The organism is Acinetobacter sp. YH01011, assembly GCF_013420785.1.
Classification (GTDB): Bacteria; Pseudomonadota; Gammaproteobacteria; order Pseudomonadales; family Moraxellaceae; genus Acinetobacter; species Acinetobacter towneri.
The window spans coordinates 14,954-39,105 of the sequence record NZ_VOYG01000004.1; the positions used below are offsets into that span (position 1 = coordinate 14,954).

A 24,152-nucleotide genomic window follows, 5' to 3' on the forward strand; every position below is an offset into this window, starting at 1 on the left:
AGGCTCGCTTTTTTGTTTAAAACTACTCCCTCCCAATGGGAGGGAGAACATTCATTAGAGTCCCATGATTGCTAAATACCAGAAGAACATTGCTGCGTAAAGCAGAGAGTAGATTCTTGTTACTTGTCCACAAAGTCCTCTCTCCCTTTGGGAGAGAGCCAGAGAGAGGGAAAAACTAGCGCACCTCAAACTCAGCTTCAGCAGGGTCAAAACGCCACGTCCGTACAATCCGCAATTCAGAAATATCTTTCATTTTGGCATCAAATGCACCAAAAGGTGCGGCTTTACGCACCGAAGCTTTGGCTGCTTCATCTAGCATGGCATGTCCTGAACTTTCAATTAAACGAATGGCACGAATCCCACCATTGTTGTTCAAAATCACCATTAAACGTACTTCGCCTGCCAAATTCTGTGCTTTGGCTTGTTCTGGATAATAACGGTTACCATAAAATTCGACTTTTTGACGGAATTTTTCCATATAACCAGCGGTGTTGTCTTGCTTGGCCTGAATCCCATCGATGGTTTTAATTTTTTGCTGACGGCTAAAATTTTGTTGGCGTTGTAAATATTGCGCTTCAATACTGGCGACCATGGCAGCCTTAGCTTGGAATTGGCTATTCAACTCCTGCATGGCTTTTTTGCGCTGATTTTCTGCAGCCTGTTTTTGCCAACTGAGCGTGGTCATCAATACTTTTTCTTCAAAGTTTAATTCACGCTGTTGCTGCATACGCTCTAAACTTTCCAATTGCTGCTCCCCTGCACTTTGTTCAGTCATGGGTGCAGGCATATCACTCGACATGCGATGTTCTTCACGGAACGTACCTGAACCTTGCTGATCGGCTTGGGCTAAGAAATCTGCATCTTCAACTTTTGCATCGCTCATGCGTACCGATACCGCAATCTCTTTGACCGCAGCATCGCTTTGTTGCGGTGCAGCAAACTGCACGGCCAAAATTAATGCGTGCAATACAGCAGCCACCAGCAACGCTGCAGCAAAAATAGGATCTTTCCACCAATCTTGCGTAGAAGGCATCAATTGAATTTTTTTTAGCATCACATTAATCCGACAAAACGTCTGATTCCCCAAGCCGCCAAATGCGGTATAAACTAAAGAGCATATTACTTTGCTCAGTTTTTGCTTTTCTGCAAAACTGCGAAGTTCATCAAAAAGCTGACTACTGAGCCTTAAAATCTTAAAAATGGTGCAACTTATTTTGCTAAACTGCAAGCTTCTATGCCTGTATTTTTAATACAATTCGACAAAATATTTGTATCTGTAAAGAATGAATGAACGACTTGGACGGCCGTATGCAAACCCTGATCACCAATATCTCTCAACGTATCCGTCAAGTGTACCAAAAAGCGGAAGGATTTATTGAGGATGAACGTGAATTTCCATTATCTCAGGTCTTCTTAAATGCGACTTTTCAGCGCTTTGTGACCGATAATGTGAAAATGTTGCAAGATCTGCACGCAGACTTACACGACGACTGGTTACGTCTTTATGCAACCCTAGATTACAACGGCTTGAACATCACTCTGTCTGTCGATTTAAAATTAGTACAGATGGAATTGAATAAAGATACTCAGCTGATTGTGTTTGAACAAATTAGTGACACGCAGGTGATTGAAGCAAGTTATCCAAGTTTTTTGCATAAAATCGCTGTGAAGTGCGCTTTATTTTACTATCAAAAAATACGCAATGATGACCCTTTAGGCATGATTTTAGAAAAACTCAAAGTCATTAAAGTCAAAGATGATTTGCTGCATTTAGATTTAAATCGCTGGTTGGGCAAAAGCCGCTCTATCATTGACACACTCAGCAAAGTTCATGTGAATCATGCGGTATTACGTGAAGCGGAATTGGTGCTCACTGGCAACGTCAATTTAACGGCGTTGTTCCGCAAAATGTCTGAAGAAAGACTAGAAGATGTGGAAGAATCTCTTGCAGATACGCAAGTCACACCGCTGAAACAAAAATAAAGCTAAGCTGAAACTTTAGAAGAGAATACATACAGGAAAACTACACAAGCCGCATAATTCCTAATTTTCTCTTCATATTCAACGCGTATAATGGCAACAAGCAAGCAAATTGCATCTCCCTACATACAGAGGAAATATCTCAGCAATGGCAAATCATGTATTGAAAAAAATGGGTATGGCAGCCGGTGTGTCTACAGCACTGTTTTTGGCTGGTTTCTCTAGCCAAACATTTGCCATGAGTCCTTTCCAAGCCAGTTATCAATTTAACTACAATGGTAAAAACTTAGGTTCTGCAACACGTACTTTAAGCCAAACAGGTAACCAATGGAGTTATGTGTTTGCTGCCAAAGCAGGCGTGATTGCCTCTGCTACAGAAACTAGCCGTTTTAGTTTTAATAATGGCAAAATTGGCTCATCTAGCTTTAGCCGCAGCAGTAAGATTTTGGTGCATAACAACACCATGAGTATTAACTTCAATCCTTCGGCGAAAACCATTAACACCAAAAAGGACAGCGACACCCGTTCTTTTGCGTGGAAAGCGGGCGTGTTGGATGAGTTGAATGCGGAACTGCAAATCCGTGAAGACTTAAAAAGTGGCGGTTTAAAATCGAGCTACTATATTGCCGATAATAAAGAGGTGGAATCACGTCGCTTTATTAAGCAAGGTTCAGAAAAAATCAAAACCAGTTATGGTACTTTTGATACCATTAAAGTGGTGCTGAAACACAACAAACCAAACCGTGATACGATTTTCTGGTTGGCACCAAAACTTGACTACTTGCCTGTCAAAGTTACCCACCAAGACAAAGACAAGTCTTATGGATTATTACTCACAGGCTATAAAGGCCCGACCAACTAATTTAGAATATAACTACTGAGCAAAGCTTGGCAGTTATTCACCATTTGGTAAATTGTTCTTGCATTTTTTCAGGTGCTTTTTAAAATACGCTTTTGCTTTGAAAAGCACCTGCTCTTGAGGATTCTCCCGTGCATGCACTAGAACAGAAAATTTTAGCCGAAGGTATCGTTCTATCTGAAGCGGTTCTAAAAGTCGACTCTTTCTTAAACCATCAAATTGACCCTGTGATGATGCAGCAAATTGGTCAAGAATTTGCGCGTTTGTTTAAAGATGCAGGCATCACCAAAATTATTACCATCGAAGCTTCTGGCATTGCACCAGCTGTGATGGCAGGTTTAGAGCTTGGTGTACCTGTAATTTTTGCACGTAAATATCAATCTTTAACCTTAAAAGATGATTTATACCGCTCTAAAGTATTTTCATTTACCAAGCAAACTGAAAGCACGATTGCCATTTCAAACAAACATATTAGCGCTAGCGACAAAGTCTTGGTGATTGATGACTTTTTGGCAAATGGTCAAGCTGCACTCGGTTTAGCAGATTTAATCCATCAAGCCAATGCAGAAGTCGTGGGTATTGGGATTGTGATTGAAAAGTCATTCCAGCCGGGTCGTGAATTATTGCTTGAAAAAGGCTATCGCGTTGAATCATTGGCACGAGTAAAGTCTTTGGCAAACGGTACAGTTGAATTTGTACGCGATTAAGGTCGATTAAAACTGATGTTGGTTCATCATTTAAACCCGATGATCAAAGAGTGCTTAGGCGCTCTTTTTTTTATGCTTTTTTTAAACTTAAACAACTCATTTACATATATTGAATTTACAAAATAGCCGCGCTACGCCATTCTGCACTTGAAATAACAGTGATTCAGCAGTCTAGTTTTTCTGATTGCAGCTCTAGACAGCACTTTTTAGATCGTCTGCGTGCATTGATGCATGCGGCATGAGCATAAGGCAATTTACAGTCATGACACAAGACAATCCGTTGATGCAACACAGTATCACCTGTCCGAAATGTGGTTCAACTCAAGTTGAAAAACGCAACCATCAACAAAACTTACAAAAAATTGGTGGCGTGTTATTAGGCTCTGCAGGTACAGCAGCAGGTACTGTGGGCGGCGCAGCTTCGGGAGCTTCTATTGGTGCGGCAATTGGTACAGCCGCAGGGCCATTGGGCGTGATTATGGGCGGCACCATTGGAACATTTGTCGGGGCAATTAGCGTGGGAATCACAGGTGGTTTTCTTGGGCATCGCTTTGGTAAAAAAGCAGGTGTAATTGTTGATCAGAATATTTTTCTAGATTTTCAATGCCTCAAATGTAAACACCGCTTTAAAGAAAAGTTGAAACAGCCAAGCAACTCTAAGTAACCCTAAATCAATTTCAAAAAAAGTGCTGCACATTGCAGCACTTTTTGATTGCATCTTTTTATTTTGCAGTGCTGCTTGCAGAAGTCATCACAGTTTTTTGTGCCGCTAAATACTGTGCTTCCGCAGGTTGTTTTTCAATACGTTGTTCTTCTGAAAAACTCAGACTATGCACAATTTCAGTCGCTGCAACACTCGACCATGAACACCCTAAACTCATTAGACCTAACCCAATCAGCATCCACTTATTCATTTTCACTTTCCTCAATCTCTCATTTTTACAGCAGTCCGTTGTGCTCAATACATTAGGGTCTGTTGACAATTCGTCTATGTTTGCGGCATGAGAGATATATCTCGCAAGGTTTTTTAGCTGATATAAGGCATGGGACAGGAAATTTAGTCATTCTAAATGACTGGCACATAACGCAATAGCAGCAAAAAATATGCTCGCCCCGAAAGGCTGTGGCTAAAACTTTCTCAGATTGCGTTATGAAACTTAGCAATAATCTCGCTATTCCTTGCGTTTCATGCCTGATCTGCTCAGTTTTAGCCTACAGCGCAAGCCATTTATGAAATGTCAACAGACCCTAGCCTGCAAAAAAATGCTGCGTGAACCGTGACAGAAAACTCTGCTTTTAAAGCGGTTATTAGACGTGAAAAGAGAAAAACTGAATATCACTGCAAATGGTGATTTTAGGTGAAAAGTAAACTTATTTTTTAGCACGCTCAATGCTACATAAGCCAATCGAATTCAAGTACAAAAGATAAAAGCGTAAAACGATATCCACATTTTACGCTTCATCTTAATTAAAGAAAGAATCTCACATGCCCTGTAATTTTTTTACCATTTCACCTAGGCGTTGTCCTTGCGCTTCACAAAGGATTTTTTCATCCTGACTCAAAGCCTGATCGTGGCGCGGGCCGCTCACATGCGTTGCACCATACGGCGTACCGCCCGTTTTGGTATTTGATAAAGCAGGATGCGCATTATGCAATCCCATAATCATCATTCCGTGGTGAAACAATGGCGGCAACATGGTCAATAAGGTACTTTCCTGTCCACCATGCATCGAACCCGATGAGGTAAAAACGCAGGCAGGTTTATTGTGCAATGCGCCATTCAGCCACAGACTAGTGGTTTGATCCCAGAAATATTTCATTTCAGATGCCATATTGCCAAAACGTGTAGGTGAACCTAAAGCCAAACCTGCACAATTGGCCAAGTCATCCAAAGTACAATAAATATCACCTTCGGCAGGAATACTTGGCTCGGCTTGTTGCACCACGGTCGAGATATTTGGCACAGTTCTTATTTTAACGGGCATGCCACTAGCCTCTACCCCGTTGGCAATTAAATATGCCATTTCTTTGGTAGAACCATATTTACTAAAGTACAAAACCAGAATATATGCTTGCATCATGCTAAGAAATCAGACTAAAAATGAAAACTATACGGTATTTTGCTGCTTTTTTGGTTAAGCTTAACCATGAAAACAGATAAAGATGATTAAAAAAGTTGAGACAGCCACTGTATGATCGTTGAGTATTTAAAGAAACTGCCTTTTTATGACAAACAATGGTTTCAATTTGTCTTATTTGTGCTGCGTCGCTTTGAAGCAGATCGCTGCCGTGAACAAGCAGGCTCTTTAACCTACACTACCCTGTTTGCCGTTGTACCTATGCTCACCGTATTTTTGGTGATCATCTCATCCATTAAGGCACTCGAACCTGCACGGCAACAATTACAACAACTGATTTACAGCAACTTTTTACCTAAAACCACCATCGCCTTTGATAAAGCCTTAAATGCCTTTACCGACAAATCTAGCAACTTAACCGTCATCGGGATTTTGTTTTTATTCGTGACCACGGTGATGATGCTGACCAGTATTGAAACTGTGTTTAACCGAATTTGGCGGGTTAAGGAAACCCGTGGCGGCATTATGGGTTTTATGCGTTACTGGACCATTATCTCATTAGGCCCTATTTTACTGGGCAGTGCTTTTGTCATTTCCTCAACTTTGGCATCTATGAATGTGCTGAGTAATAACTTTGCAGGTTATGAACTCAATGGCGCATTTATTTTATGGCTGATTTCATTTGCCCTAACCATTTTAGGTTTTTTTATTCTGAATTGGACCATTCCCAACCGCAGTGTACCTATTAAAGCCGCATTAATTGCGGGGGGTTTCAGTGCTGTTGTATTTGAATTTTTGAAAAACCTGTTTGGTTTTATTATGTCCAACTTCACCAGTTATGAAATTATTTATGGTGCTTTTGCTGCCGTACCTATTTTCTTACTGTGGATTTTCCTGTCTTGGAATATTGTGCTGTTAGGTGTTGAAATTAGTTATGCCTTGACCGCTTTTGAAGCCAGTCGCGAAAAAAAATGCCATCCGCTGCTCATGCTATTGGACTTACTGGAATTGTTTTACAAAAAACAAATGCGCGGAGAAAGTGTCACTGAAGCTGAAGCCTTAGATGTATTGGGACGTAATGAAATTGGGCGCTGGCCGTCTTATGTGCTGATGCTAGAACAACAAAATTTAATTAAACGTACTGAAAATGATGAATTTGTTTTGGTGCGCAATTTATCTCAGGTAGATTTTTGGAGTTTTTATTCACAGCTACCGTATTCATTGCCACGTCGTCAGGACTTGGCCAATGTCTATCCTGATGATGAATGGATGCAAAAACTTGGCCCCGTACTCAGTGAAACCGATGACTATTTGGCTGCCAAATTGTCGATTCCGCTCTCTAAGATTTTTGAAGAAAAATAATCTTGTACGCGCTCGCTAGATTTTAAATATCACCCATCTTCAAATTTAAACCCGTATTGAGCTACTAGGTTATTTGAAGATGATTTTTACAAGACAACATTGCTGATGTTGAGTCTTGCTCAAGTTCATGGAAAAGCTGCAAATACTTATTTTCTTTTTAGTACTTGGGTTTTATGTTTAAACCAACATTGAGCATTCACCATCAACACCCCCAGCATGACCAAAACAGCCCCAATCATAAAACTTTGGCTCAAGCTTTCATTCAACAACCATACACCAAACAATACGCCAAATAATGGCGTTAAAAATGAAAACACGCCTAAACTGGATGCTAAATATTGTTTCAGCAACCAAAACCAAGCGAGATAGCTAATAAACGAAATCAATACCGCATGAAAAATCAAACTGCCTATGGCTAAGGCTGTCCAATAAATTTCAGCCTGTCCCATCCACCATGCCATCGGCAGTAAAATCAAAAACCACCCATCAATTGGTAAAACAAAGTTTGTGTTGCAGGGGCTTCCGATAAACGACTTAGACGTACCGCAACAGTTGTGGCTGCCCAAAGTATGCCTGCACTCAGCGCAAGTAAATCGCCAAAAAGCATCTGGCTGAAGTTTTGGTGGCTCTCTTGTTGCACAGTATCACGCCATAAAAAAGTCACCGCTATGCCAGCAAAAGACAACAGAATCCCGCCCCATTGCAAGCGAGATAAACGCTCTGCAGGTAGTTTCCAATGCAACGCTAAAGCCACAAAAATAGGCGCGGTATATAGTAAAACCACCACATGCGACGCAGAAGTATATTGAATCGCCTGCCCTAACATAAAAAATTCTGCGGCAAATAAAATACCCACCAATATGCCTGCAGGCAGATATTCAGTCGAAGCCCATTGTGTATTTCTTGCAAGCAATAACAAAGGCAACACCATCACAGCAGACAAGCCTGAACGCAGTGCCAATTGCATCAAGGGTGAAATATCTGCCGCAGCAACTTTTAGCACCACTTGTTGCAGACCCCAAAAAACACACAAAATTAGCATCATACTGCTGGCTTTTGCATCAAGTGCTTGGCGTGAACTCATGGCTGAACCTGATCTGAGATAAAAAATAGACTTTAAAGTAAGCAGCGGACTCAACCTAAATCTTTTGGATATTCAACATCATTGAGTACTTGAGGAGTTTTGGCATTATGCGCGACTTTGCATAAAAAAAGCGACCTAAATAGATCGCTAATTTTTAAGGATTAACTTAATCATCTGTTGCGAAAGCAATATCACTGAGTCCGGCTTCACTCGCACGTGACATCACTTGCGCCACAGTATCATAACGCGCATCTTTATCTGCTATTAACACCACGGTTGGCTGTTGAGCTTGCTGACTAGCATCATTAAAGCGGGTTTGCAACTCATCTAAACTAATGATTTGATCATCCCACGCCACTTCACCATTGGCATTGATACTGACCTGAATTTGCTCAGGCGGTAAATCAACAATTTCTGCGCTGGTTTGCGGTAAGGTTAATGGTATAGATGGGTTGGCAACGGTCGCTGTCACCAAAAAGATGATCATCAATACCAACATAATGTCGATCAGGGGAATAAGGTTCATCTCATTCATGCCTGAATCGTTGTCTTCACCCAATTGAAAAGCCATTAAACCTGACCTCCCACTAAACTTTGTTGTGTTGCATTCACTTCAGTTCTTTGAACAGAAGAATCTTGTTGCAACATGGTGTCAATCAACAAACTATGTGCATGATCTTGCAAATTTGTAGATAAGGTACGGTTCACACGCGAACAAATGTTGTAAGCAATCACGGCAGGAATCGCCACCGCCAAACCGAAGCCCGTCATAATCAACGCTTCACCAACAGGCGTTGCCACTTGAGCCAATCCCGCCTGACCGCTTTTTCCAACCGCAACGAGTGCATGGAAAATACCCCAAACTGTACCAAACAAACCCACAAACGGTGCTAATGACGCAATTGTACCCAGTACCGATACGCCTTTTTCTGCCGATGCTTTTTCTACCGAAATTTGACGCAATAAGGCTTGCTCAGCAACCGCTTTACGCTGCTCAAAATTTAAGGGCACCAGTTTTGCTTTAAGCTGATTTAAAGCCTGTGACAGTTGAGCATAAGCTTGTTGCTTCAATTGGCGCGTGCCTATCAAACGTAATGCGAAGATGGTCCATGTCGCAATCGACATCGCCAATAACACGAAATACAGCGTTTTGCTGACTGCATCTGCGTGTTGCCAATAGACGGAAAAGTTCATACTCGAACTCCTGTTGAAGGTTAGCCGTTAGGGTTCAATGTCAATTCAAAAGGCTGCTCAGCACGAATTGGATAAGCCACGCCATTTTCTTTGTACGGTTTGAATTTTGCACTACGCACTGCGCGTAAAATCTTTTGATCTAAAGCAGGTACACCACTAGAACGCGTAATTTGAGCATCGGTGATCACGCCTTTTTCATTGGCTTCAATCCGAACCACCACGTTACGGGTTTCTCCCTGTAAATCACGATTGGTATAAGAAGGTTTTGGAGAACGACTCCATTGCACGCCTGAGCCGCCAATCGACACTGTTTTTGGAGCAGAAGGTGCGACAGGAGCAGGTGCTGGCGCAACAGGTGCAACTGTCGGTTTCGGTGCAGGCTGTACCACTTTAGTTTCAGTCACCGTTGCTACAGGTGCAGGTTGCACCACACGTTCGACTGGTTTTTCTACGGGCTTCGCCACGGGTTTAGGGGCTTCTGCTTTTTTAACTTGCTGTACTTTTTCTACTTTTTTCGGTGGCGGTGGCAACGGTTTTTCTACCACAGGCACTTCTTTTACAGGCTGAGGCTTGGGTTTTTCAGGCTGTGGTTCAGCCTTAGGTTGCGGTGGCAACGGTTTAGGCTGTTCTTGAATTTTTACAAAGCGTACTTTTAAAGGTTCTTTTTCTATGGGCTTTAAGGTCGGAGTTTGCATTTGCCCCAATGCCCACAACACACCGACATGACCTAATGCAACCACAGCTAAAGCCGTCACAACTTTCTTTTTCATGGCATTGGGCATTTGTAGCATAGCGTTGGGAGATTGGTTCATTAAAGTCAGCGACCTTCAAAAGCAATTGCCAAACCATCACAGTTCCGAACGATCAAACTGATCGGTTAGCACAATTAAAGTAACGCAATAATAAATGAGAAGTGTTTTCATTTGCAACTATTTTTTAATAACAAACGTGAATCATCCAATAAATTTGCTATTTTAAAAACAGTTTAAATAAATGTTATAACATTACAATTTTAGCATAAAAAAACATGCCATGTCGGCATGTTTTAATTCGATTTTTAGATAGCTTTTGCCCTATTGAAATACAACAGTTTTGTTGCCATCTACAATAATACGGTCTTCCAAATGCCATTTAACTGCACGTGCCAGTACATTACGTTCCACATCCTGACCCAATTCACGCAGTTGATCTACCGTAAAGTCGTGGTTTACACGCTCTACATCTTGCTCAATGATCGGACCTTGATCTAGGTCTGCTGTTACATAGTGTGCAGTTGCACCAATCAGTTTTACGCCTTTTTCATAAGCTTGTTTATATGGATTTGCGCCCACGAAAGCAGGCAGGAATGAATGGTGAATATTGATCACTTTCATTTCCCACTTAGAGACAAACTCTTCATCCAAAATTTGCATATAACGCGCCAATACCAACAAATCATTGCCTTGCATCAATTCATCAATTTTAGCGTAAGCTTCACGTTTATTTTCTTTATTAACAGGCACTACTTCAAACGGAATACCAAAGTTTTCTACCGCTTCACGCAAGGTGTCATGGTTCGACACCACTTTGGTAATTTCACATGGTAAACCACCACGTGAATGACGCCATAATAGTTCGAGCAAAGCATGATCAACTTTAGACACCAAAATGCCGACTTTTTTCACATCGCTGACCAAAGCCAAACGCCATTGCATTTCATAACGCTCTGCCACGTTAGAAGCAAAGGTTTGCAATAAGCTTTCTTTACGGCTTTGCAAGTGATCCAGTTCAAACTCAACCCGCATGAAATAACGCCCGCCCTGAGCTTCTGTTGCGTATTGATCAAGCGCGGTAATGTTGGCTCCTTGATGATACAAAAAGCTCGATACAGCCTGCACAATACCTGGCTTATCTTCACAGGTAATCAGTAAACGTGCAGTATTCGCAGTCGTCATATTCATGTTGTTTTTAGTCACTACTTGGTTAAATTGAAAAACAAGCCGAGTATTCTAGCGCGTTTCTCAGACATTCTAAATAGCCATTCTCAGTCTCTTAGTCGGCTTGAGTATTTTTACTGGATGATAAACTCTCAAACAGTTCAGATGTGCCTAGTGTTTCTAGTAAACGCTCATAGGTTGCACGACTTTCACCCCGTAAATATGCCCCTTCAAGGAACAGCATTTGACGTAAAGCCTGCCAAATCCATTTTTCTTCCAAATGGTTTGAATCGGTAATGTGACCCGACATATATAAGAAGTTCGTCCAGTTGGTCAGCACAATCCAAATATTGATAATCAAGGCTTCAATTTCTGACTCAGTCATTTGCATCAGACCCGCATCCACAAAGGCCTGATAAATTTTTTGTCCCTGCTGCATGACCTGTCCTGCAAAACGTGGATACATTTTGCGGAAATCTTCATTGGTTTCGACCAAATGATAGACATCACGATGCAAAAAACGATAAGCCCACAGCTGACTACTGAGAACCTGAAAATAACGAATTTTGTCATTGGCATCTAAGCCACGATTTTCAGGCAAAGCCAGCATTTCTAAAGTTTCTTGCTGATATTGTTCCATCAGCTCTTTAATAATTTCGTTCTTATTGCGGAAGTGGTAATACAAGTTTCCTGGGCTCATGCCCAGTTCTGCCGCAATATGATTGGTTGTTACCGAACGCTCACCACGCTCGTTAAACAATTGCAAACTCAATTGCAAAATACGTTCTTTGGTTTTCAACGTTTTGGTTTGAGACATCCTAAAAACAACCATTCTTTAAAATTTGGGGGGCATGAAAACATAAAGTCACTTGACTGATTAGAGTAAATACTCTAAAAATTAACTTATATTGCTTTTATTGAATGGTAACATGCCATGAACAGTCAAACAAAAACAACTTCAATGACCCCACATTCACCCGATTTACAACGTCTGGATGATATTTTGGCATTGCAGAAATATGCCTATCAGCGTCATCCTGTCCCAAGTGCCAAAGAACGCATTGAACGCTTAGCCCGCTTAAAACGTGTGATTGTGAAATATCAGGATCAATTTGCCGAAGCCATTAACCGTGACTATGGCAACCGCGCCATTGCAGAAACCAAAATTGGTGAATTACTTACCTGCTTGGAACATATCAAATATTACAGCAAAAACCTGACCGACTGGATGAAGCCATCTAAACGTCAGGTTGGTATTATCCACCAACCTGCAAAAGCATGGGTACAGTATCAACCTTTAGGGGTAATTGGCATTATTGCACCATGGAATTATCCATTATTACTGTCTTTAGGCCCACTGATCTGTGCTTTGGCTGCAGGCAACCATGCCATGATCAAAATTTCCAGTGCTTCTGCGCATTTTGGTAAAGTACTGGAAAACGCCATGAGCGAAGCATTTCCACAGGAATTGGTGGCAGTAATTAATGGCGGCGGTATTATTTCCGATGCGTTCTGTCATTTGCCTTTTGACAAAATTATTTTCACAGGCTCTACCGAAGTCGGCAAAACTGTAATGGCTGCCGCGTCACAAAACCTTGTGCCTGTCATTTTAGAACTAGGTGGAAAATCCCCTGTTTTGGTGCATCCATCTAGCGATATGGTCGATGTAGCGCAGCGTATTGCGGTAGGTAAACTCTGGAATGCTGGACAAACCTGTGTTGCACCCGACTATATGTTCTTGCCTAAAGGCAAAACTGCCGAATTTATGGAGCATTTCGAACAATTTGTGACCGAAATGTATCCGCATATTCGTGATAACCAAGACTACACTTCTATTATTAATGACAAACAATATCGTCGCTTACAGGGCTATTTAGAAGATGCACGTGAGCGAGGTGCAAATATTATTGAAATTAATCCGCAAAGTGAAAATGTGGCTGCAACCCGTAAAATGGCACCAACGGTACTGACCAATGTCAGTCCAGACATGCAAATTATGCAAAATGAGATCTTTGGTCCAGTCCTGCCAATCTTAGAATATGAACAAATTGATGATGTAATCGAGTTTATTAATAGCCGACCGCGTCCTCTTGCTTTATACTATTTCGACTTTGATCAGGCGCGTGCCGACTATGTCGCACAGCGAACCCATTCAGGGCATTTCGGACTCAATACTGTATTGACCCACGTTGCACAAGATGACTTACCATTTGGTGGTGTTGGTGCATCGGGCATGGGGAAATATCACGGTCCAGAAGGTTTTTTCAGCTTGTCACATGAACGGTCGGTAATGTCTAATCCGAAGCTTTACAGCTTGAAGTTCATTCTCCCCCCATTTGATAAGCCGATTCATCGATTGATTTCGAAGACGCTTCTTCGTTAACTGATCAAGGCATGAGCTATCAAACACGCTCATGCTGTTTTTGAAGAAAATCGCTTGTCTTTTAAGCGTATTTTTGATATAAAACGCCCCTTGAATGAATTCATCCGTTTATTTTTGACTGGCCATACAGATTTGCTGTTGGCTAAATCAATGGAGTTACACCATGTCTAAGGTTTGCCAAGTTACCGGCAAGCGTCCAGTCGTTGGTAACAACGTCTCACACGCCAACAACAAAACTAAGCGCCGGTTCGAGCCGAACCTGCACAACCACCGTTTCTGGTTAGAAAGCGAAAAACGTTTCGTACGTCTTCGTTTAACCACTAAAGGTATGCGTATTATCGACAAATTGGGCATTGAAAAGGTTGTTGCTGACCTTCGTGCTCAAGGTCAAAAGATCTAAGTAAGGAGTCAGGACAATGCGTGATAAGATTCGCTTAGTTTCTACAGCTGGTACAGGTTATTTCTATACCACTACTAAAAACAAACGTACTATGCCGGAAAAAATGGAAATCAAAAAATTTGATCCAAAAATCCGTCAACACGTAGTTTTCAAAGAAGCTAAAATCAAATAATTTTAGCTTTTTTAAAAAACGACCTTATTCAGGTCGTTTTTTTTTGCACTTTTTTTGCCTCACTTGTTAAAATTTCCTCGTTTTCTTTTTTGGCACTATTTGTGCTTGTCTTATTTCAGTCTTTTGACCGCACCTTCACCATGGCTTAGGAGTTTCTCGTGCCTCATGATGTAGAACTCATCATCTTACTTGCCGTTGGTTTTAGCTTGGCACTGGTATTTGGCTATATCGCTGCGCGCTTACGCCTTCCACCGCTTATGGGCTATCTGATTGCAGGTGTCATCATTAGTCCCAACACACCGGGCATTGTGGCAGATATTCATCTTGCCAACCAATTGGCAGAACTTGGGGTCATGTTCCTCATGTTCGGTGTTGGCATGCATTTCTCGCTAAATGATTTAATGCAGGTACGACGCATTGCTTTGCCTGGTGCAGTATTGCAGATCGCCGTGGCGACCCTGCTCGGTGTAGGCGTGTCGATGATGTGGGGTTGGAGTTTTGGTTCTGCCTTAATTTTTGGCTTGAGTCTGTCTTGTGCCAGTACCGTTGTGCTCTTAAAAGCATTGGGTGATCGTGGCCTGCTCGACTCCGTGAACGGTAAAATTGCCGTAGGCTGGTTGTTAGTTGAAGACTTAGTGATGGTCTTAGCATTGGTGCTTTTGCCTGCCACAGCTGTATTACTGGGTGGACAAGCTATCGACAATGCCAGTGATGAAAATATTTGGCTAACACTCGGACTGACTTTATTAAAAGTTTCAGGCTTTATTGCCTTTATGCTGATTGTTGGCAAACGCCTTGTGCCCTTCATTATGCAAATTGTGGCTCGCTTAGGCTCGCGGGAACTGTTTACCCTGACTGTGGTCGCTGCTGCGGTATCAATTGCCTTTGGTGCTTATAAAATCTTTGGCGTGTCGATGGCACTTGGGGCGTTCTTTGCGGGGATGGTGGTCAAAGAATCTGATTTCAGTCATCGCGCCGAAGAAGAAACTTTACCCTTACGTGAAGTTTTCTCCATTCTATTTTTCGTTGCTGTGGGCATGCTGTTTGACCCGCGTATTCTGATAAAAGAACCACTGCACGTTTTAGCGGTCGTCGGCATTATCATGGTGGGTAAAACCATTGCAGCCATGGCATTGGTCTTGTTCTTCCGCTATCCACTCAATACAGCCTTGACCGTAGGCGCGAGCTTGGCACAAATTGGTGAGTTTTCCTTTATTTTGGCAACGCTAGGTGTATCTTTACAACTGCTGTCACTAGAAGGACAAAACCTGATTTTAGCAGGCGCACTCATTTCAATTACCCTCAATTCCTTTGTTTTTTCTGCGATTGAGCCTGTGCAAAACTGGATTCGGGAACGCTCTTATTTGGCGCGTTTGCTTGAACGCAGCAATGACCCTTTAGCCATGCTGCCCGATGAAGTTTCTCAAGATTATTTACGTGATCAGGTGGTGATTGTTGGACATGGTGAAGTCGGACGCCGCATTACTCAAAATTTAATGGCTGAAAATATTAAGGTCGTGATTGCGGAAGAAAACCGTGAAATTGTCGAAGACTTACGCGAAAAAGGCATTGCTGCAGTCAGCGGCATTGCCACAGAAGCGGGTGTACTGATTCAGGCACATATTCAACATGCACGACTACTCGTTCTCTCGCCTATGGACATTTTGGATATTCATAAAATTGTGGATATTGCCAAAACCCTAAACCCTGAAATTCAGGTTTTGGTGTGTGCAGAAAGCAAAGCCGAAGCGGAAGTAATTCGTAAAGACAACATTGGTGAAGTGTATTTTGCCAAAGAAGAAATGGCGAAAAATATGAGCAATTATATTTTAAATCAAATTGAAATTGCCCATCATCAGCCACCAACGCATTGAGCATCATTCATCTAAAACCCATAGCCAAAATCACAAAAAGCGCACCGTTTAAGCTGCGCTTTTTTTGTTGACGTATAGATTGGCTTTCATTGTGTTGATGAAAAACTATCTAATAATGTCCATGATTTTAACCAAAGCAGATAGACAATCTATTCATTAAAGATAGCTCATCACCGAAAGACCTTTTGGGATTAACTCATAAATTGCGGCTGTTCATCCACAATTTCGGCATGCCATTCATTGACCTGCTTTTCCAACAAGCCAAATAATGCCGCCTGAATCATGTGCTGTGCCACAACAGCCGTCTGATCGCCCAATATGGCTTTGACTTCGTCATTGAACTGGATTTTGACCAATGGCTCTTTCTCTGAGCCTGCATTACGCAATGCCAACTCGCCACCTTCAAGCTGAACCAGCTCTAAAATTGCTTCCTGATTACCAAATAATTCTTTCAATTGCTCTATAGACATATATCCTCCATGCTCGACATGGCGGCAAAGGCGCTTGCACTTTGCATCGTTCAGAATATTTATATCGGGCTGATCAGATTTTTTTCAAGGGCGTTTGGTCGGCTTAAAATTCCACCATTTCATTACGAAAACCATCAATCAACTGGGTTAAGTCACGATGCCATTCGCGCAAAATTTTCGTATCTGGTAGCCATGCTTGCGGAGATTGCGTGACTTTAATAATCAAATTGGATGACGTTTCCTGTTCAGGTTCTGGTGCACTTGGCTCGGGCGTGTACTGACATAAACGATAAGCGCGCTTTAACTCTGCAATAAAACCCGATTTGCTCAGTTGCTGCAAAATTGCCACTTCAGGGGAAATCTGCCCTTTGGCTGCCATCAATTCTTCAATTGATTTAAGGGTTGGATTACTGTCATTTAAACGATAATACCGCACCAATTCCTGCAAAAAAGCCAGCACCGCGCCATTTAAATGAAACACCGCAGCTTCACGATGTGCCTGCGCTTGCTGAACATGCTCGGTTTGCTCGGCCTGCTGACATGAAAGACGGGCGAAATATAATTTCTGATTGGTACGATCTGCATGAAAACGAGCAACACGGGACATGAGCATTTCCTCAATTTAGCGTTCTAAGAAGCTTAGATTAAACCGATTTTCCTGCAACACCCAATAAAAAATACACTATTTTTACTGCGATAAAATCGCGCACCAATGCAGTGCCAATCTCGTATTTTTACTAAAAATCACGCATAAAAAAGGAGCATTTTTTGCTCCCTTTGAACTATTTTGATGCAGGCTTATCTTCTGCTGCTTTGACACGTATTCCATGACCATGCAGACGCAAAGTATTCAGCGCTTTAATGGCTTTTACTGCCTCACGTGCATGTGGCATTTCTACAAATGCAAAACCTTTAGATTTTCCTGTTGCAGCATCCAACACCAAATTACAAGATTCTACAGTGCCATATTCCTGAAAAAGCTTTAACAATTCTTCTTCAGTCACTGTACGCTCTAAACTACGAACTAAAATTTTCATCTTACAACCTTAAAATAGGCAAAAAACATCAAAAAGCACTCGCCTACTCTACTTTTTGCAGGAAACCTTGTGGCATAGTTTAATCGAGATCAATGCCAAAATCTAAATTAATCGCTTGGCGTTCCACCAAGGCACTTTTCACAGTTTGCTGACGGGTACGGTGATGAGTTTCCATCGTACACAACTGCCGTGTCAGATCATTCAAAAAATAACTGTCCAGTTTGCGCCCTTGTTCATCTACCGTATCACGCGCCCATAAATTAAAATTTTGCTTGGTTAAAATCAGTTCATTTTGGGCACGGGTCAAAGCCACGTACAGCACTCGACGTTCTTCTTCAATATCATCAAAACTGCCCTGCGCCCGTGCATGCGGGTACTGCCCTGCAGTCACATTCGCCACATAACAGACTTTTTGCTCCGTACCTTTGGCAGAATGGATGGTGATTAAAGTGACCACATCGGTATCGGACTGGCGTTCAATTTCAGAAATAGACACAGGATCGAGCACATATTCTTCTAAAAACTCACTTAACTGCGCATGCTTACCCGCCAGTTGTTGCACCAACTGAAAATCACCCTGACGACGATTCCAGTCTTTTTTATAGTTATCAGCCAATTGTTCCTGAATCGCTTCAATGCCTAAACCGACGCAAGCTGCAACTTCATGGCGTAAGACATCCATTTGCTTCATGATCAATAAAGTTTTTTCTGGCAAGCGTCCAAATTTTTCCAGCTTTTCAATCACCTTATCCATTGTGGGTTCAAGTAACAATTGCTGCGCCAACTTACTCGCACCGACATCACCCACGCCATTCCATAAAGTGAGAAAACGCATCCATGCAATATCATCTAAAGGATTGGCAATAACGCGCAATAAACTAAGTAAGTCTTTCACATGCGCAGTTTCCAAGAGCTTCATGCCGCCAATAAAACGATACGGCACACTTGCCGCAATACAGGCGGCTTCAATATGTCGCGCTGCAAAACTCGAACGCACCAAGACCATGTGATCTGACCACGGCGCGCCTTGCAAGAAATGTCGCTCTTTAATATCAATCGCAATCCATTTGGCTTCATCAAATTCATTCGGGAAAATATGCATTTTGGGTTTGATGCCATCACCACGATGCGCCTGCAACCGTTTGTTATAGCGAATCTCACTTTGATCTAACAACCAATTGGACAGGTCTAAAATTTCCTGCGTAGAACGGTAATTTTGCTCTAATTTGAAAATTTGAGCATTGGGTACGCGCTCTGTGAAATGATGAATATTTTCAAAATCTGCACCACGGAAACCATAAATCGATTGTGCATCATCGCCCACACAAAACAAACTGACCCGATCTTTTAAAGGCTCAAGCAAAGCCCATTGCAAAGGATTGGTGTCCTGCATTTCATCAACCAGAAGATGCTGACAAATTGACGCGACATAATCGACCAGACCTTCCGACTGCGCCAATGCCGATGCCACCACAGCCAAAATATCGTCATAATCGAGAAAGCCACGTGCACGTTTACGGCTTTCGTATTCCTGCATAATTTCAGCAATTTGATCTTTTAATGCCAAATATTCAGGCTGTTGCTTTTCTAAAGCCACACTCAGTTTTTGACGGGTATTCCGCGCAAAAGAATACAAATCACATAATTCTTGAGGCTTGGGTAACTGACTTGGATTTTTCTTATCATCTTTTCCACGAATGAGGCGAAACATCATCAACTGATCATCACGATCAATAATTGAAAACTGCTCTAAGCCAAAGGCTTTAGGAGTACGGCGTAACAGATACATACAAAAAGTATGAAAGGTCGAAGCACGTAAGCCTTTGGCTTGCTCGCCCAGCGCTAGCTCCACCCGTGCGACAATTTCACTCGCCGCACGACGGGTAAAGGTCAAAATTTGAATTTGATTGGCTGGAATACCCTGATCAATCAAGTACGCTGCACGTGCCACAATGGTTTTGGTTTTGCCACAGCCTGCGCCAGCCAAGACCAGACTATGTTGATGTGCTGTCGTCGCTGCTTGTTTTTGCTGGGGATTCAATTCATCAATTAGGCTGGCTAAACTCATAGTGACTCATCGTAGTGGGTGGATGAATAGTTTAACAGATCGGTTTAGGAATAAACCCATGAATATAAATGGCTCAATTCATACTCAAGTCATGCTCAAGCACATACTTTTACACAGGTTATATTGTGGAGATGTGGATAAGTGCATGCTTATCCACATTATTTCCAACCCAATTCTATGGCAGTAATTTCGTTAATACGCGTCTGCTGTAACGATTCAGGCATCTTACTTTTGCTTTGCGAAAGTGGCACATAACCCGCCATCAGTTCAGCCTGTCGTTGTGGGTACAATGGTTGCTGATTTGGGTCTGCATAACCAATCGGATAAATCGGTTGACCTGTGCTCAAATCATATTTATCTGTGGCACCAAAGGTATGCAGTAATTCATGCACCATCACCATGGTATTGCGCTGACTGTGTGCAGCAGAAGCAAATAAATTCACCGAGCCAATTTTACCTTTTTGTAAAGCGGTGGAATGTTTCAAAATTTGAGTTTGACTCGGATCATAATAATTCAGGTACAGCGTCACGGTTGCCGTACCATCACTGCTTTGTCGTTGCTGCCAAGCGTAAAAACGGAACTTTAAACTCCAAAGTACAGTATTAAGTAGTGATGCCTGCTCAGGCACTTTTGGTGGCAACTCCTTTAATTCTCGCCCCTGTTTGAAATAAAGCGCAATGGGTTGCCCACGATACTGCAAAGAAGCTTGTTTTAGATAGTCTTGAGCAGAATTTAAATTATTGATATTTAACGTATTGATATGGTTTTGGGTATTTGATCGTCCATCGGCATTGATTGGATGTAACAATACGATGATGGGCTTATTCCAGTCTTGGTTCTGATCACGCCAAGCATTGACTGCGACGACCAGCAAAACCAGCAATAAGCATAAAATTCGGATTTTTTTCCACATACTTTAAATATCTTTAGGCAATCACTTTACCGAGTTTAATCTTATTATCTTTAAACTCGACCCCCACATCGGATTAAGATTCACAAAACCTCTCTGTTTTTTATTTTTTACATTTCAAATTATATGATTTAAAAAAATGCTGACCGAAGCCAGCATTTTGTAATTTGGATAATTAAGCCTCAACCCATTTACCATCTTGGTAAACCAATGACCATTTGGTTTGTTTGCCTTCAGGCGTTTCCGAACCAATATATTGCGCTTGATTCTTACGGCTAAATTTCACCAATGTTGGATTACCCTCTGGGTCTGCATCAGGTGCTTGCAAAATAAATTGATATTTTGGATCAAGCTGTTCTGCAACAGTACGCAATTCCGCGACTTTCGGCGCACGGGTTTCACGTACTTTCGGGAACTTACTGGCTGCCAAAAACAAGCCTGCTGCACCATCACGCAACACAAAGAAATCATCGTGTTTGGTTGAGCGTAAATGTTCCATTTTAATTGGATCAACACGCGGTGGCGCAGGCTGACCATTCTTGAGTACTTTACGTGTGTTTTCACAACTGGTGCAGGCAAAATAAGGGCCAAAGCGACCTGTTTTCAACTGCATTTCGCCATCACACTTGTCGCACGGAATGGTTGGACCATCATAGCCTTTAATTTTGAACTCACCTTCTTCTAGCTCAAAACCTGAACAGTCTGGGTTATTCCCACAAATGTGCAGTTTACGACCGCCATCAATTACATAACTGTCCATGGCTGTTTCACAAATTGGACAGCGCTTTTTAGACATCAAATCTGCGGTTTCAGCGGCATCATCATCGGATAAGGCGGCAAGTGATTCTACAGGTGTCAGGTTCAGCGTTCCCTTACAACGCTCTTTTGGCGGCAAGTTATAGCCTGAGCAGCCTAAGAATACGCCTGTCGTACCTGTACGAATCTGCATTGGTCGTGAGCATTCTTTACAATGTACTGCATCGACCTCTACAGGTAGATTACGGCGCATGCCTTGTTCGCCCTGTGCATTGGTCAAACGCTGCTTGAAGTCACCATAAAAACTGTTGAGTAAGTCTTTCCAGTTACGTTCTCCATCTGCAACTTTATCCAGCTGACCTTCCAAGTCTGCTGTAAAATCGTAGTTCATCAGGTTATTAAAACTTTCATCCAGACGATCTGTAACAATCTCACCCATTTTTTCGGCAAACAGACGACGGTTTTCCAGTTTGACATAACCACGGTCTTGAATAGTTGAAATAATCGCAGCATAGGTCGATGGACGTCCAATACCTTTTTTCTCAAGCTCTTTCACCAAAGAGGCTTCGGTAAAACGCGCAGGCGGTTTGGTAAAGTGTTGTGATGGATCAAGCTTCTCTAATTTAAGAATTTCACCGACTTTAACTGCAGGCAGTAACACATCATCATCCGATTTGTTTTGCCCACGCACTTTGGTAAAGCCATCAAAAACTAGCGTACGACCTTTGGCTTTTAACTCGACACCATTGGCATCAACCAAAATGGTCGATGATAAATATTCGGCTGGTGTCATTTGGCAAGCGACGAACTGACGCCAAATCAGATCATATAAACGCTGTGCATCGCGCTCTACACCCACCAAACTGTCGCCTTTAAGCGCAACATTAGATGGACGAATCGCTTCGTGCGCTTCTTGTGCGCCTGCTTTATTGCCATAACGATTTGGTTTAGCAGGCAGATATTTTTGACCAAACTCCGCTTCAATATGCGTACGCACCATATTGACCGCGTCATCACTCAGGAAGGTCGAGTCTGTACGCATATAGGTGATAAAACCTGCCTCATACAAACGCTGTGCCAGCATCATGGTTTTCTTGACTGAAAAACCAAGACGGGTACTCGCAGCCTGTTGCAGCGTTGACGTGATATACGGCGCACTTGGGTTGACTTTGGTCGGCTTATCTTCACGTGCAGATACGGTGTATTGCGCATCTTTAATCAAGTTCAGTAAAGCATCGGTTTCAGCTTTGTTGCGTAACTTGAGGGTTTTACCCGCTTGCTTAACCGCTTCTAGACGAATGTCATCTTTTTCAGATTTAGTATCTGCAAAGACTTGCCAATATTCTTCGGGTACAAAGGCGCGAATTTCACGCTCGCGCTCCACAACCAGCTTCACCGCAACTGACTGCACTCGTCCTGCCGATAAACCACGGGCAATTTTTTCCCAGAGCAGTGGCGAAATCATAAAACCCACCACGCGATCTAAGAAACGACGTGCCTGTTGGGCATTGACTTTGTTGGTATCTAAACGCGCAGGATGCTTAAAGGCTTCTTGAATCGCATTTTTGGTAATTTCGTTAAACACGACACGTTGATAACGTGAGTCATCTCCACCAATGACTTCTTTTAAGTGCCACGCAATCGCTTCCCCTTCACGGTCCAAGTCCGTTGCGAGATAGACTTCATCGACCTGCGATGCCAGTTTTTTTAATTCAGCGACTACATTTTCTTTGCCTGGCAGCACTTCATAGTGTGCTTTCCAGTCATGTTCAGGATCAACCCCCATACGGTTGACTAATGCTTGTTGAGCTTTTTCAGCTTTCTGAGCCTCGGTCAGTTTGGTTCGGGTGGTGGTTTTCTTTTCTGTGGTTTTTGCGCCACCACTGGTTGGCAAATCACGCACGTGACCGACCGAAGACTTCACAATGTAGTCCGAACCAAGATATTTATTGATTGTTTTCGCTTTTGCAGGCGACTCCACAATCACTAAGGCACGTTTGTGACCAGCTTCAGATTTGGCTGCTGTGCTTTTGGATGTGGACCGAGGAGCGTTCGCCATAAGTAACCGTATTTCCTATTTAATGGTTTAAAAATTAATGTTCAGCCAAGCCATGTAAAAAGGCTTTCATTTCATCTAACTGAGTAGCACGAAGGTCGGCTTCTTCATCCCAATAGATTCCTACACAGTTTGCCTGCATATCAATAGCATAAATGCCCTTTAATGCAATGGGTAAGCCCTGAAATTTCTCACCACCATGCAGCACATTAAGCTTTTGATCTGTCACTAAAGCACGCATCAATGGTAAACGAGCATCGGCGATTAAGACGCTATAATACGCCACCATACTGGCACGTGATTCCGTTGCTTTCGGGATTTTGGTCCAGTCGGGTGCAACCACCAAACGTGGGTGTAGTCCCATTTTTCGGGCTTTCTCGCGCATTAGTCCCAAAGCTTTTTCTCTTGGGCTTACACGCAGACCAAAAATAGAGCCCATCACAAATACAATGACGGCAACGGCAACCCAAATTCCAGTATTTTCCATAGTACAACCTTTCTATTCTTATATTAGAGTTGCATAAGCACAATATAAAACGCAAGTATCTCAGTCAAAATTAAGATTTGTCGAGTATTACTTACATTTTATGCCTAATCATTGTTCTATTTATTTTCAGTTTTAGCTCATCATAAATAGTTTCGAGCTATAACTAATTTGACGTTTACTATTCACAGTTATCAACTCATATTTTTTCAACAACTCAATTTCTTCTGTGACATCTTCTTGCGCTAACCATTTTTTTAATACTGTAGTAAATCCCATCACGGTTTTGGGACGGATATGTTCATTTGTATTTAAATACATCATCAACGTTGATCGAAGATTTTTAAACCTGATTGCAGT

25 protein-coding genes and 1 pseudogene are annotated in these 24,152 nt (G+C 42.2%); 9 read left to right on the top strand and 17 right to left on the bottom strand.

The genetic code is table 11. The annotated features are described in order from the left end of the window. Window positions 1-175: 175 nt before the first annotated feature. Complete coding sequence (locus tag FTT78_RS03865; RefSeq protein ID WP_171062604.1) at window positions 176-1,033, bottom strand: energy transducer TonB; 858 nt, start codon at window positions 1,031-1,033, stop codon at window positions 176-178. Window positions 1,034-1,308: 275 nt separating this feature from the next. On the opposite strand from FTT78_RS03865, the gene FTT78_RS03870 reads away from it, so the two are divergent. The 4 genes from FTT78_RS03870 to FTT78_RS03885 all read left to right on the top strand — a co-directional run bounded on the left by FTT78_RS03870 (window position 1,309) and on the right by FTT78_RS03885 (window position 4,210). Next, window positions 1,309-1,983 carry a hypothetical protein gene (locus FTT78_RS03870; RefSeq protein WP_004976182.1) on the top strand — a complete coding sequence of 225 codons (675 nt, stop codon included), beginning with the start codon at window positions 1,309-1,311 and terminating at the stop codon, window positions 1,981-1,983. 145 nt (window positions 1,984-2,128) lie between these two features. After that, window positions 2,129-2,842, top strand: coding sequence for a DUF3108 domain-containing protein (locus tag FTT78_RS03875; protein WP_004976176.1), 714 nt, complete (start codon window positions 2,129-2,131; stop codon window positions 2,840-2,842). Between the two features lie 128 nt (window positions 2,843-2,970). After that, window positions 2,971-3,546: a xanthine phosphoribosyltransferase gene (locus FTT78_RS03880; RefSeq protein WP_004976172.1), complete on the top strand. Its 576-nt coding sequence runs from the start codon at window positions 2,971-2,973 to the stop codon at window positions 3,544-3,546. A 262-nt stretch (window positions 3,547-3,808) separates the two neighbouring features. Then, window positions 3,809-4,210 carry a hypothetical protein gene (locus FTT78_RS03885; protein ID WP_179989430.1) on the top strand — a complete coding sequence of 134 codons (402 nt, stop codon included), beginning with the start codon at window positions 3,809-3,811 and terminating at the stop codon, window positions 4,208-4,210. Between the two features lie 58 nt (window positions 4,211-4,268). Here FTT78_RS03885 and FTT78_RS03890 read toward each other — a convergent pair whose 3' ends face one another. Both FTT78_RS03890 and wrbA read right to left on the bottom strand, forming a co-directional pair. Then, the gene (locus tag FTT78_RS03890) at window positions 4,269-4,460 is read right to left on the bottom strand and encodes a hypothetical protein (protein WP_179989432.1); all 192 of its coding nucleotides are present in this window, start codon (window positions 4,458-4,460) and stop codon (window positions 4,269-4,271) included. 568 nt (window positions 4,461-5,028) lie between these two features. Next, window positions 5,029-5,625, bottom strand: a complete 597-nt coding sequence (gene wrbA, locus FTT78_RS03895; RefSeq protein ID WP_167846439.1) for an NAD(P)H:quinone oxidoreductase — start codon at window positions 5,623-5,625, stop codon at window positions 5,029-5,031. 114 nt (window positions 5,626-5,739) lie between these two features. On the opposite strand from wrbA, the gene FTT78_RS03900 reads away from it, so the two are divergent. Then, a complete protein-coding gene (locus FTT78_RS03900) occupies window positions 5,740-6,987 on the top strand; it encodes a YihY family inner membrane protein (protein WP_178866098.1) in 1,248 nt (415 codons plus the stop codon). A 146-nt stretch (window positions 6,988-7,133) separates the two neighbouring features. Here FTT78_RS03900 and FTT78_RS03905 read toward each other — a convergent pair. The 6 genes and pseudogenes from FTT78_RS03905 to FTT78_RS03930 all read right to left on the bottom strand — a co-directional run bounded on the left by FTT78_RS03905 (window position 7,134) and on the right by FTT78_RS03930 (window position 11,998). Then, a pseudogene (locus FTT78_RS03905) lies at window positions 7,134-8,071 on the bottom strand (DMT family transporter). Between the two features lie 166 nt (window positions 8,072-8,237). Continuing rightward, a complete protein-coding gene (locus tag FTT78_RS03910; RefSeq protein WP_180044363.1) occupies window positions 8,238-8,642 on the bottom strand; it encodes a biopolymer transporter ExbD in 405 nt (134 codons plus the stop codon). After that, on the bottom strand, window positions 8,642-9,265 hold the full coding sequence (locus FTT78_RS03915) for a MotA/TolQ/ExbB proton channel family protein (protein WP_096901723.1): 624 nt from the start codon (window positions 9,263-9,265) through the stop codon (window positions 8,642-8,644). The genes FTT78_RS03910 and FTT78_RS03915 overlap by 1 nt, the downstream gene beginning before the upstream one ends. Window positions 9,266-9,285: 20 nt before the next feature. Next, the gene (locus FTT78_RS03920; RefSeq protein WP_104853035.1) at window positions 9,286-10,077 is read right to left on the bottom strand and encodes an energy transducer TonB; all 792 of its coding nucleotides are present in this window, start codon (window positions 10,075-10,077) and stop codon (window positions 9,286-9,288) included. Between the two features lie 261 nt (window positions 10,078-10,338). Continuing rightward, window positions 10,339-11,205, bottom strand: coding sequence for a formyltetrahydrofolate deformylase (purU, locus tag FTT78_RS03925; protein ID WP_004976151.1), 867 nt, complete (start codon window positions 11,203-11,205; stop codon window positions 10,339-10,341). A gap of 91 nt (window positions 11,206-11,296) precedes the next feature. Beyond that, complete coding sequence (locus FTT78_RS03930; RefSeq protein WP_004976150.1) at window positions 11,297-11,998, bottom strand: TetR/AcrR family transcriptional regulator; 702 nt, start codon at window positions 11,996-11,998, stop codon at window positions 11,297-11,299. A gap of 117 nt (window positions 11,999-12,115) precedes the next feature. Here FTT78_RS03930 and FTT78_RS03935 point away from each other — a divergent pair, with 117 nt between their 5' ends. The 4 genes from FTT78_RS03935 to FTT78_RS03950 all read left to right on the top strand — a co-directional run bounded on the left by FTT78_RS03935 (window position 12,116) and on the right by FTT78_RS03950 (window position 16,010). Continuing rightward, window positions 12,116-13,564 (top strand): coniferyl aldehyde dehydrogenase, encoded by a 1,449-nt coding sequence (locus FTT78_RS03935; protein WP_004976148.1) that lies wholly within the window; start codon window positions 12,116-12,118, stop codon window positions 13,562-13,564. A gap of 163 nt (window positions 13,565-13,727) precedes the next feature. Continuing rightward, a complete protein-coding gene (gene rpmB, locus FTT78_RS03940; protein WP_004976147.1) occupies window positions 13,728-13,964 on the top strand; it encodes a 50S ribosomal protein L28 in 237 nt (78 codons plus the stop codon). A 16-nt stretch (window positions 13,965-13,980) separates the two neighbouring features. Continuing rightward, window positions 13,981-14,136: a 50S ribosomal protein L33 gene (gene rpmG, locus FTT78_RS03945; protein WP_004976146.1), complete on the top strand. Its 156-nt coding sequence runs from the start codon at window positions 13,981-13,983 to the stop codon at window positions 14,134-14,136. A 158-nt stretch (window positions 14,137-14,294) separates the two neighbouring features. Then, entirely contained in the window at window positions 14,295-16,010 is a 1,716-nt protein-coding gene (locus FTT78_RS03950) for a cation:proton antiporter (RefSeq protein WP_180044361.1), read from the top strand. Window positions 16,011-16,201: 191 nt separating this feature from the next. On the opposite strand, the gene FTT78_RS03955 is transcribed toward FTT78_RS03950, so the two are convergent. The 8 genes from FTT78_RS03955 to FTT78_RS13400 form a co-directional block, all read right to left on the bottom strand. Continuing rightward, window positions 16,202-16,480, bottom strand: a complete 279-nt coding sequence (locus FTT78_RS03955; RefSeq protein WP_131261040.1) for a hypothetical protein — start codon at window positions 16,478-16,480, stop codon at window positions 16,202-16,204. Window positions 16,481-16,583: 103 nt separating this feature from the next. Continuing rightward, window positions 16,584-17,087: a DUF6586 family protein gene (locus FTT78_RS03960; RefSeq protein ID WP_004976141.1), complete on the bottom strand. Its 504-nt coding sequence runs from the start codon at window positions 17,085-17,087 to the stop codon at window positions 16,584-16,586. A gap of 175 nt (window positions 17,088-17,262) precedes the next feature. Beyond that, entirely contained in the window at window positions 17,263-17,517 is a 255-nt protein-coding gene (locus FTT78_RS03965) for an RNA-binding protein (protein ID WP_004976139.1), read from the bottom strand. Between the two features lie 79 nt (window positions 17,518-17,596). Further along, entirely contained in the window at window positions 17,597-19,585 is a 1,989-nt protein-coding gene (locus FTT78_RS03970; protein ID WP_180044360.1) for an ATP-dependent helicase, read from the bottom strand. Between the two features lie 158 nt (window positions 19,586-19,743). After that, window positions 19,744-20,499, bottom strand: a complete 756-nt coding sequence (locus FTT78_RS03975) for a hypothetical protein (RefSeq protein WP_180044358.1) — start codon at window positions 20,497-20,499, stop codon at window positions 19,744-19,746. A gap of 172 nt (window positions 20,500-20,671) precedes the next feature. After that, on the bottom strand, window positions 20,672-23,311 hold the full coding sequence (gene topA, locus FTT78_RS03980) for a type I DNA topoisomerase (protein WP_131261048.1): 2,640 nt from the start codon (window positions 23,309-23,311) through the stop codon (window positions 20,672-20,674). A 34-nt stretch (window positions 23,312-23,345) separates the two neighbouring features. Next, the gene (locus tag FTT78_RS03985; RefSeq protein WP_180044356.1) at window positions 23,346-23,795 is read right to left on the bottom strand and encodes an ammonium transporter; all 450 of its coding nucleotides are present in this window, start codon (window positions 23,793-23,795) and stop codon (window positions 23,346-23,348) included. A gap of 132 nt (window positions 23,796-23,927) precedes the next feature. Beyond that, on the bottom strand, window positions 23,928-24,152 hold a 225-nt coding region (locus FTT78_RS13400; protein ID WP_218954678.1), incomplete at its 5' end, for a hypothetical protein.

What these genes read in the sequence shown, in the direction of transcription:
- FTT78_RS03865 (WP_171062604.1), bottom strand. Translation starts at nt 1,033, where the DNA reads ATGCCTTCTACGCAAGATTGGTGGAAAGATCCTATTTTTGCTGCAGCG.
- FTT78_RS03870 (WP_004976182.1), top strand. Translation starts at nt 1,309, where the DNA reads ATGCAAACCCTGATCACCAATATCTCTCAACGTATCCGTCAAGTGTAC.
- FTT78_RS03875 (WP_004976176.1), top strand. Translation starts at nt 2,129, where the DNA reads ATGGCAAATCATGTATTGAAAAAAATGGGTATGGCAGCCGGTGTGTCT.
- FTT78_RS03885 (WP_179989430.1), top strand. Translation starts at nt 3,809, where the DNA reads ATGACACAAGACAATCCGTTGATGCAACACAGTATCACCTGTCCGAAA.
- FTT78_RS03890 (WP_179989432.1), bottom strand. Translation starts at nt 4,460, where the DNA reads ATGAATAAGTGGATGCTGATTGGGTTAGGTCTAATGAGTTTAGGGTGT.
- wrbA (WP_167846439.1), bottom strand. Translation starts at nt 5,625, where the DNA reads ATGCAAGCATATATTCTGGTTTTGTACTTTAGTAAATATGGTTCTACC.
- FTT78_RS03900 (WP_178866098.1), top strand. Translation starts at nt 5,740, where the DNA reads ATGATCGTTGAGTATTTAAAGAAACTGCCTTTTTATGACAAACAATGG.
- FTT78_RS03910 (WP_180044363.1), bottom strand. Translation starts at nt 8,642, where the DNA reads ATGGCTTTTCAATTGGGTGAAGACAACGATTCAGGCATGAATGAGATG.
- FTT78_RS03915 (WP_096901723.1), bottom strand. Translation starts at nt 9,265, where the DNA reads ATGAACTTTTCCGTCTATTGGCAACACGCAGATGCAGTCAGCAAAACG.
- FTT78_RS03920 (WP_104853035.1), bottom strand. Translation starts at nt 10,077, where the DNA reads ATGAACCAATCTCCCAACGCTATGCTACAAATGCCCAATGCCATGAAA.
- purU (WP_004976151.1), bottom strand. Translation starts at nt 11,205, where the DNA reads ATGAATATGACGACTGCGAATACTGCACGTTTACTGATTACCTGTGAA.
- FTT78_RS03930 (WP_004976150.1), bottom strand. Translation starts at nt 11,998, where the DNA reads ATGTCTCAAACCAAAACGTTGAAAACCAAAGAACGTATTTTGCAATTG.
- FTT78_RS03935 (WP_004976148.1), top strand. Translation starts at nt 12,116, where the DNA reads ATGAACAGTCAAACAAAAACAACTTCAATGACCCCACATTCACCCGAT.
- rpmB (WP_004976147.1), top strand. Translation starts at nt 13,728, where the DNA reads ATGTCTAAGGTTTGCCAAGTTACCGGCAAGCGTCCAGTCGTTGGTAAC.
- rpmG (WP_004976146.1), top strand. Translation starts at nt 13,981, where the DNA reads ATGCGTGATAAGATTCGCTTAGTTTCTACAGCTGGTACAGGTTATTTC.
- FTT78_RS03955 (WP_131261040.1), bottom strand. Translation starts at nt 16,480, where the DNA reads ATGTCTATAGAGCAATTGAAAGAATTATTTGGTAATCAGGAAGCAATT.
- FTT78_RS03960 (WP_004976141.1), bottom strand. Translation starts at nt 17,087, where the DNA reads ATGTCCCGTGTTGCTCGTTTTCATGCAGATCGTACCAATCAGAAATTA.
- FTT78_RS03965 (WP_004976139.1), bottom strand. Translation starts at nt 17,517, where the DNA reads ATGAAAATTTTAGTTCGTAGTTTAGAGCGTACAGTGACTGAAGAAGAA.
- FTT78_RS03970 (WP_180044360.1), bottom strand. Translation starts at nt 19,585, where the DNA reads ATGAGTTTAGCCAGCCTAATTGATGAATTGAATCCCCAGCAAAAACAA.
- FTT78_RS03975 (WP_180044358.1), bottom strand. Translation starts at nt 20,499, where the DNA reads ATGTGGAAAAAAATCCGAATTTTATGCTTATTGCTGGTTTTGCTGGTC.
- topA (WP_131261048.1), bottom strand. Translation starts at nt 23,311, where the DNA reads ATGGCGAACGCTCCTCGGTCCACATCCAAAAGCACAGCAGCCAAATCT.
- FTT78_RS03985 (WP_180044356.1), bottom strand. Translation starts at nt 23,795, where the DNA reads ATGGAAAATACTGGAATTTGGGTTGCCGTTGCCGTCATTGTATTTGTG.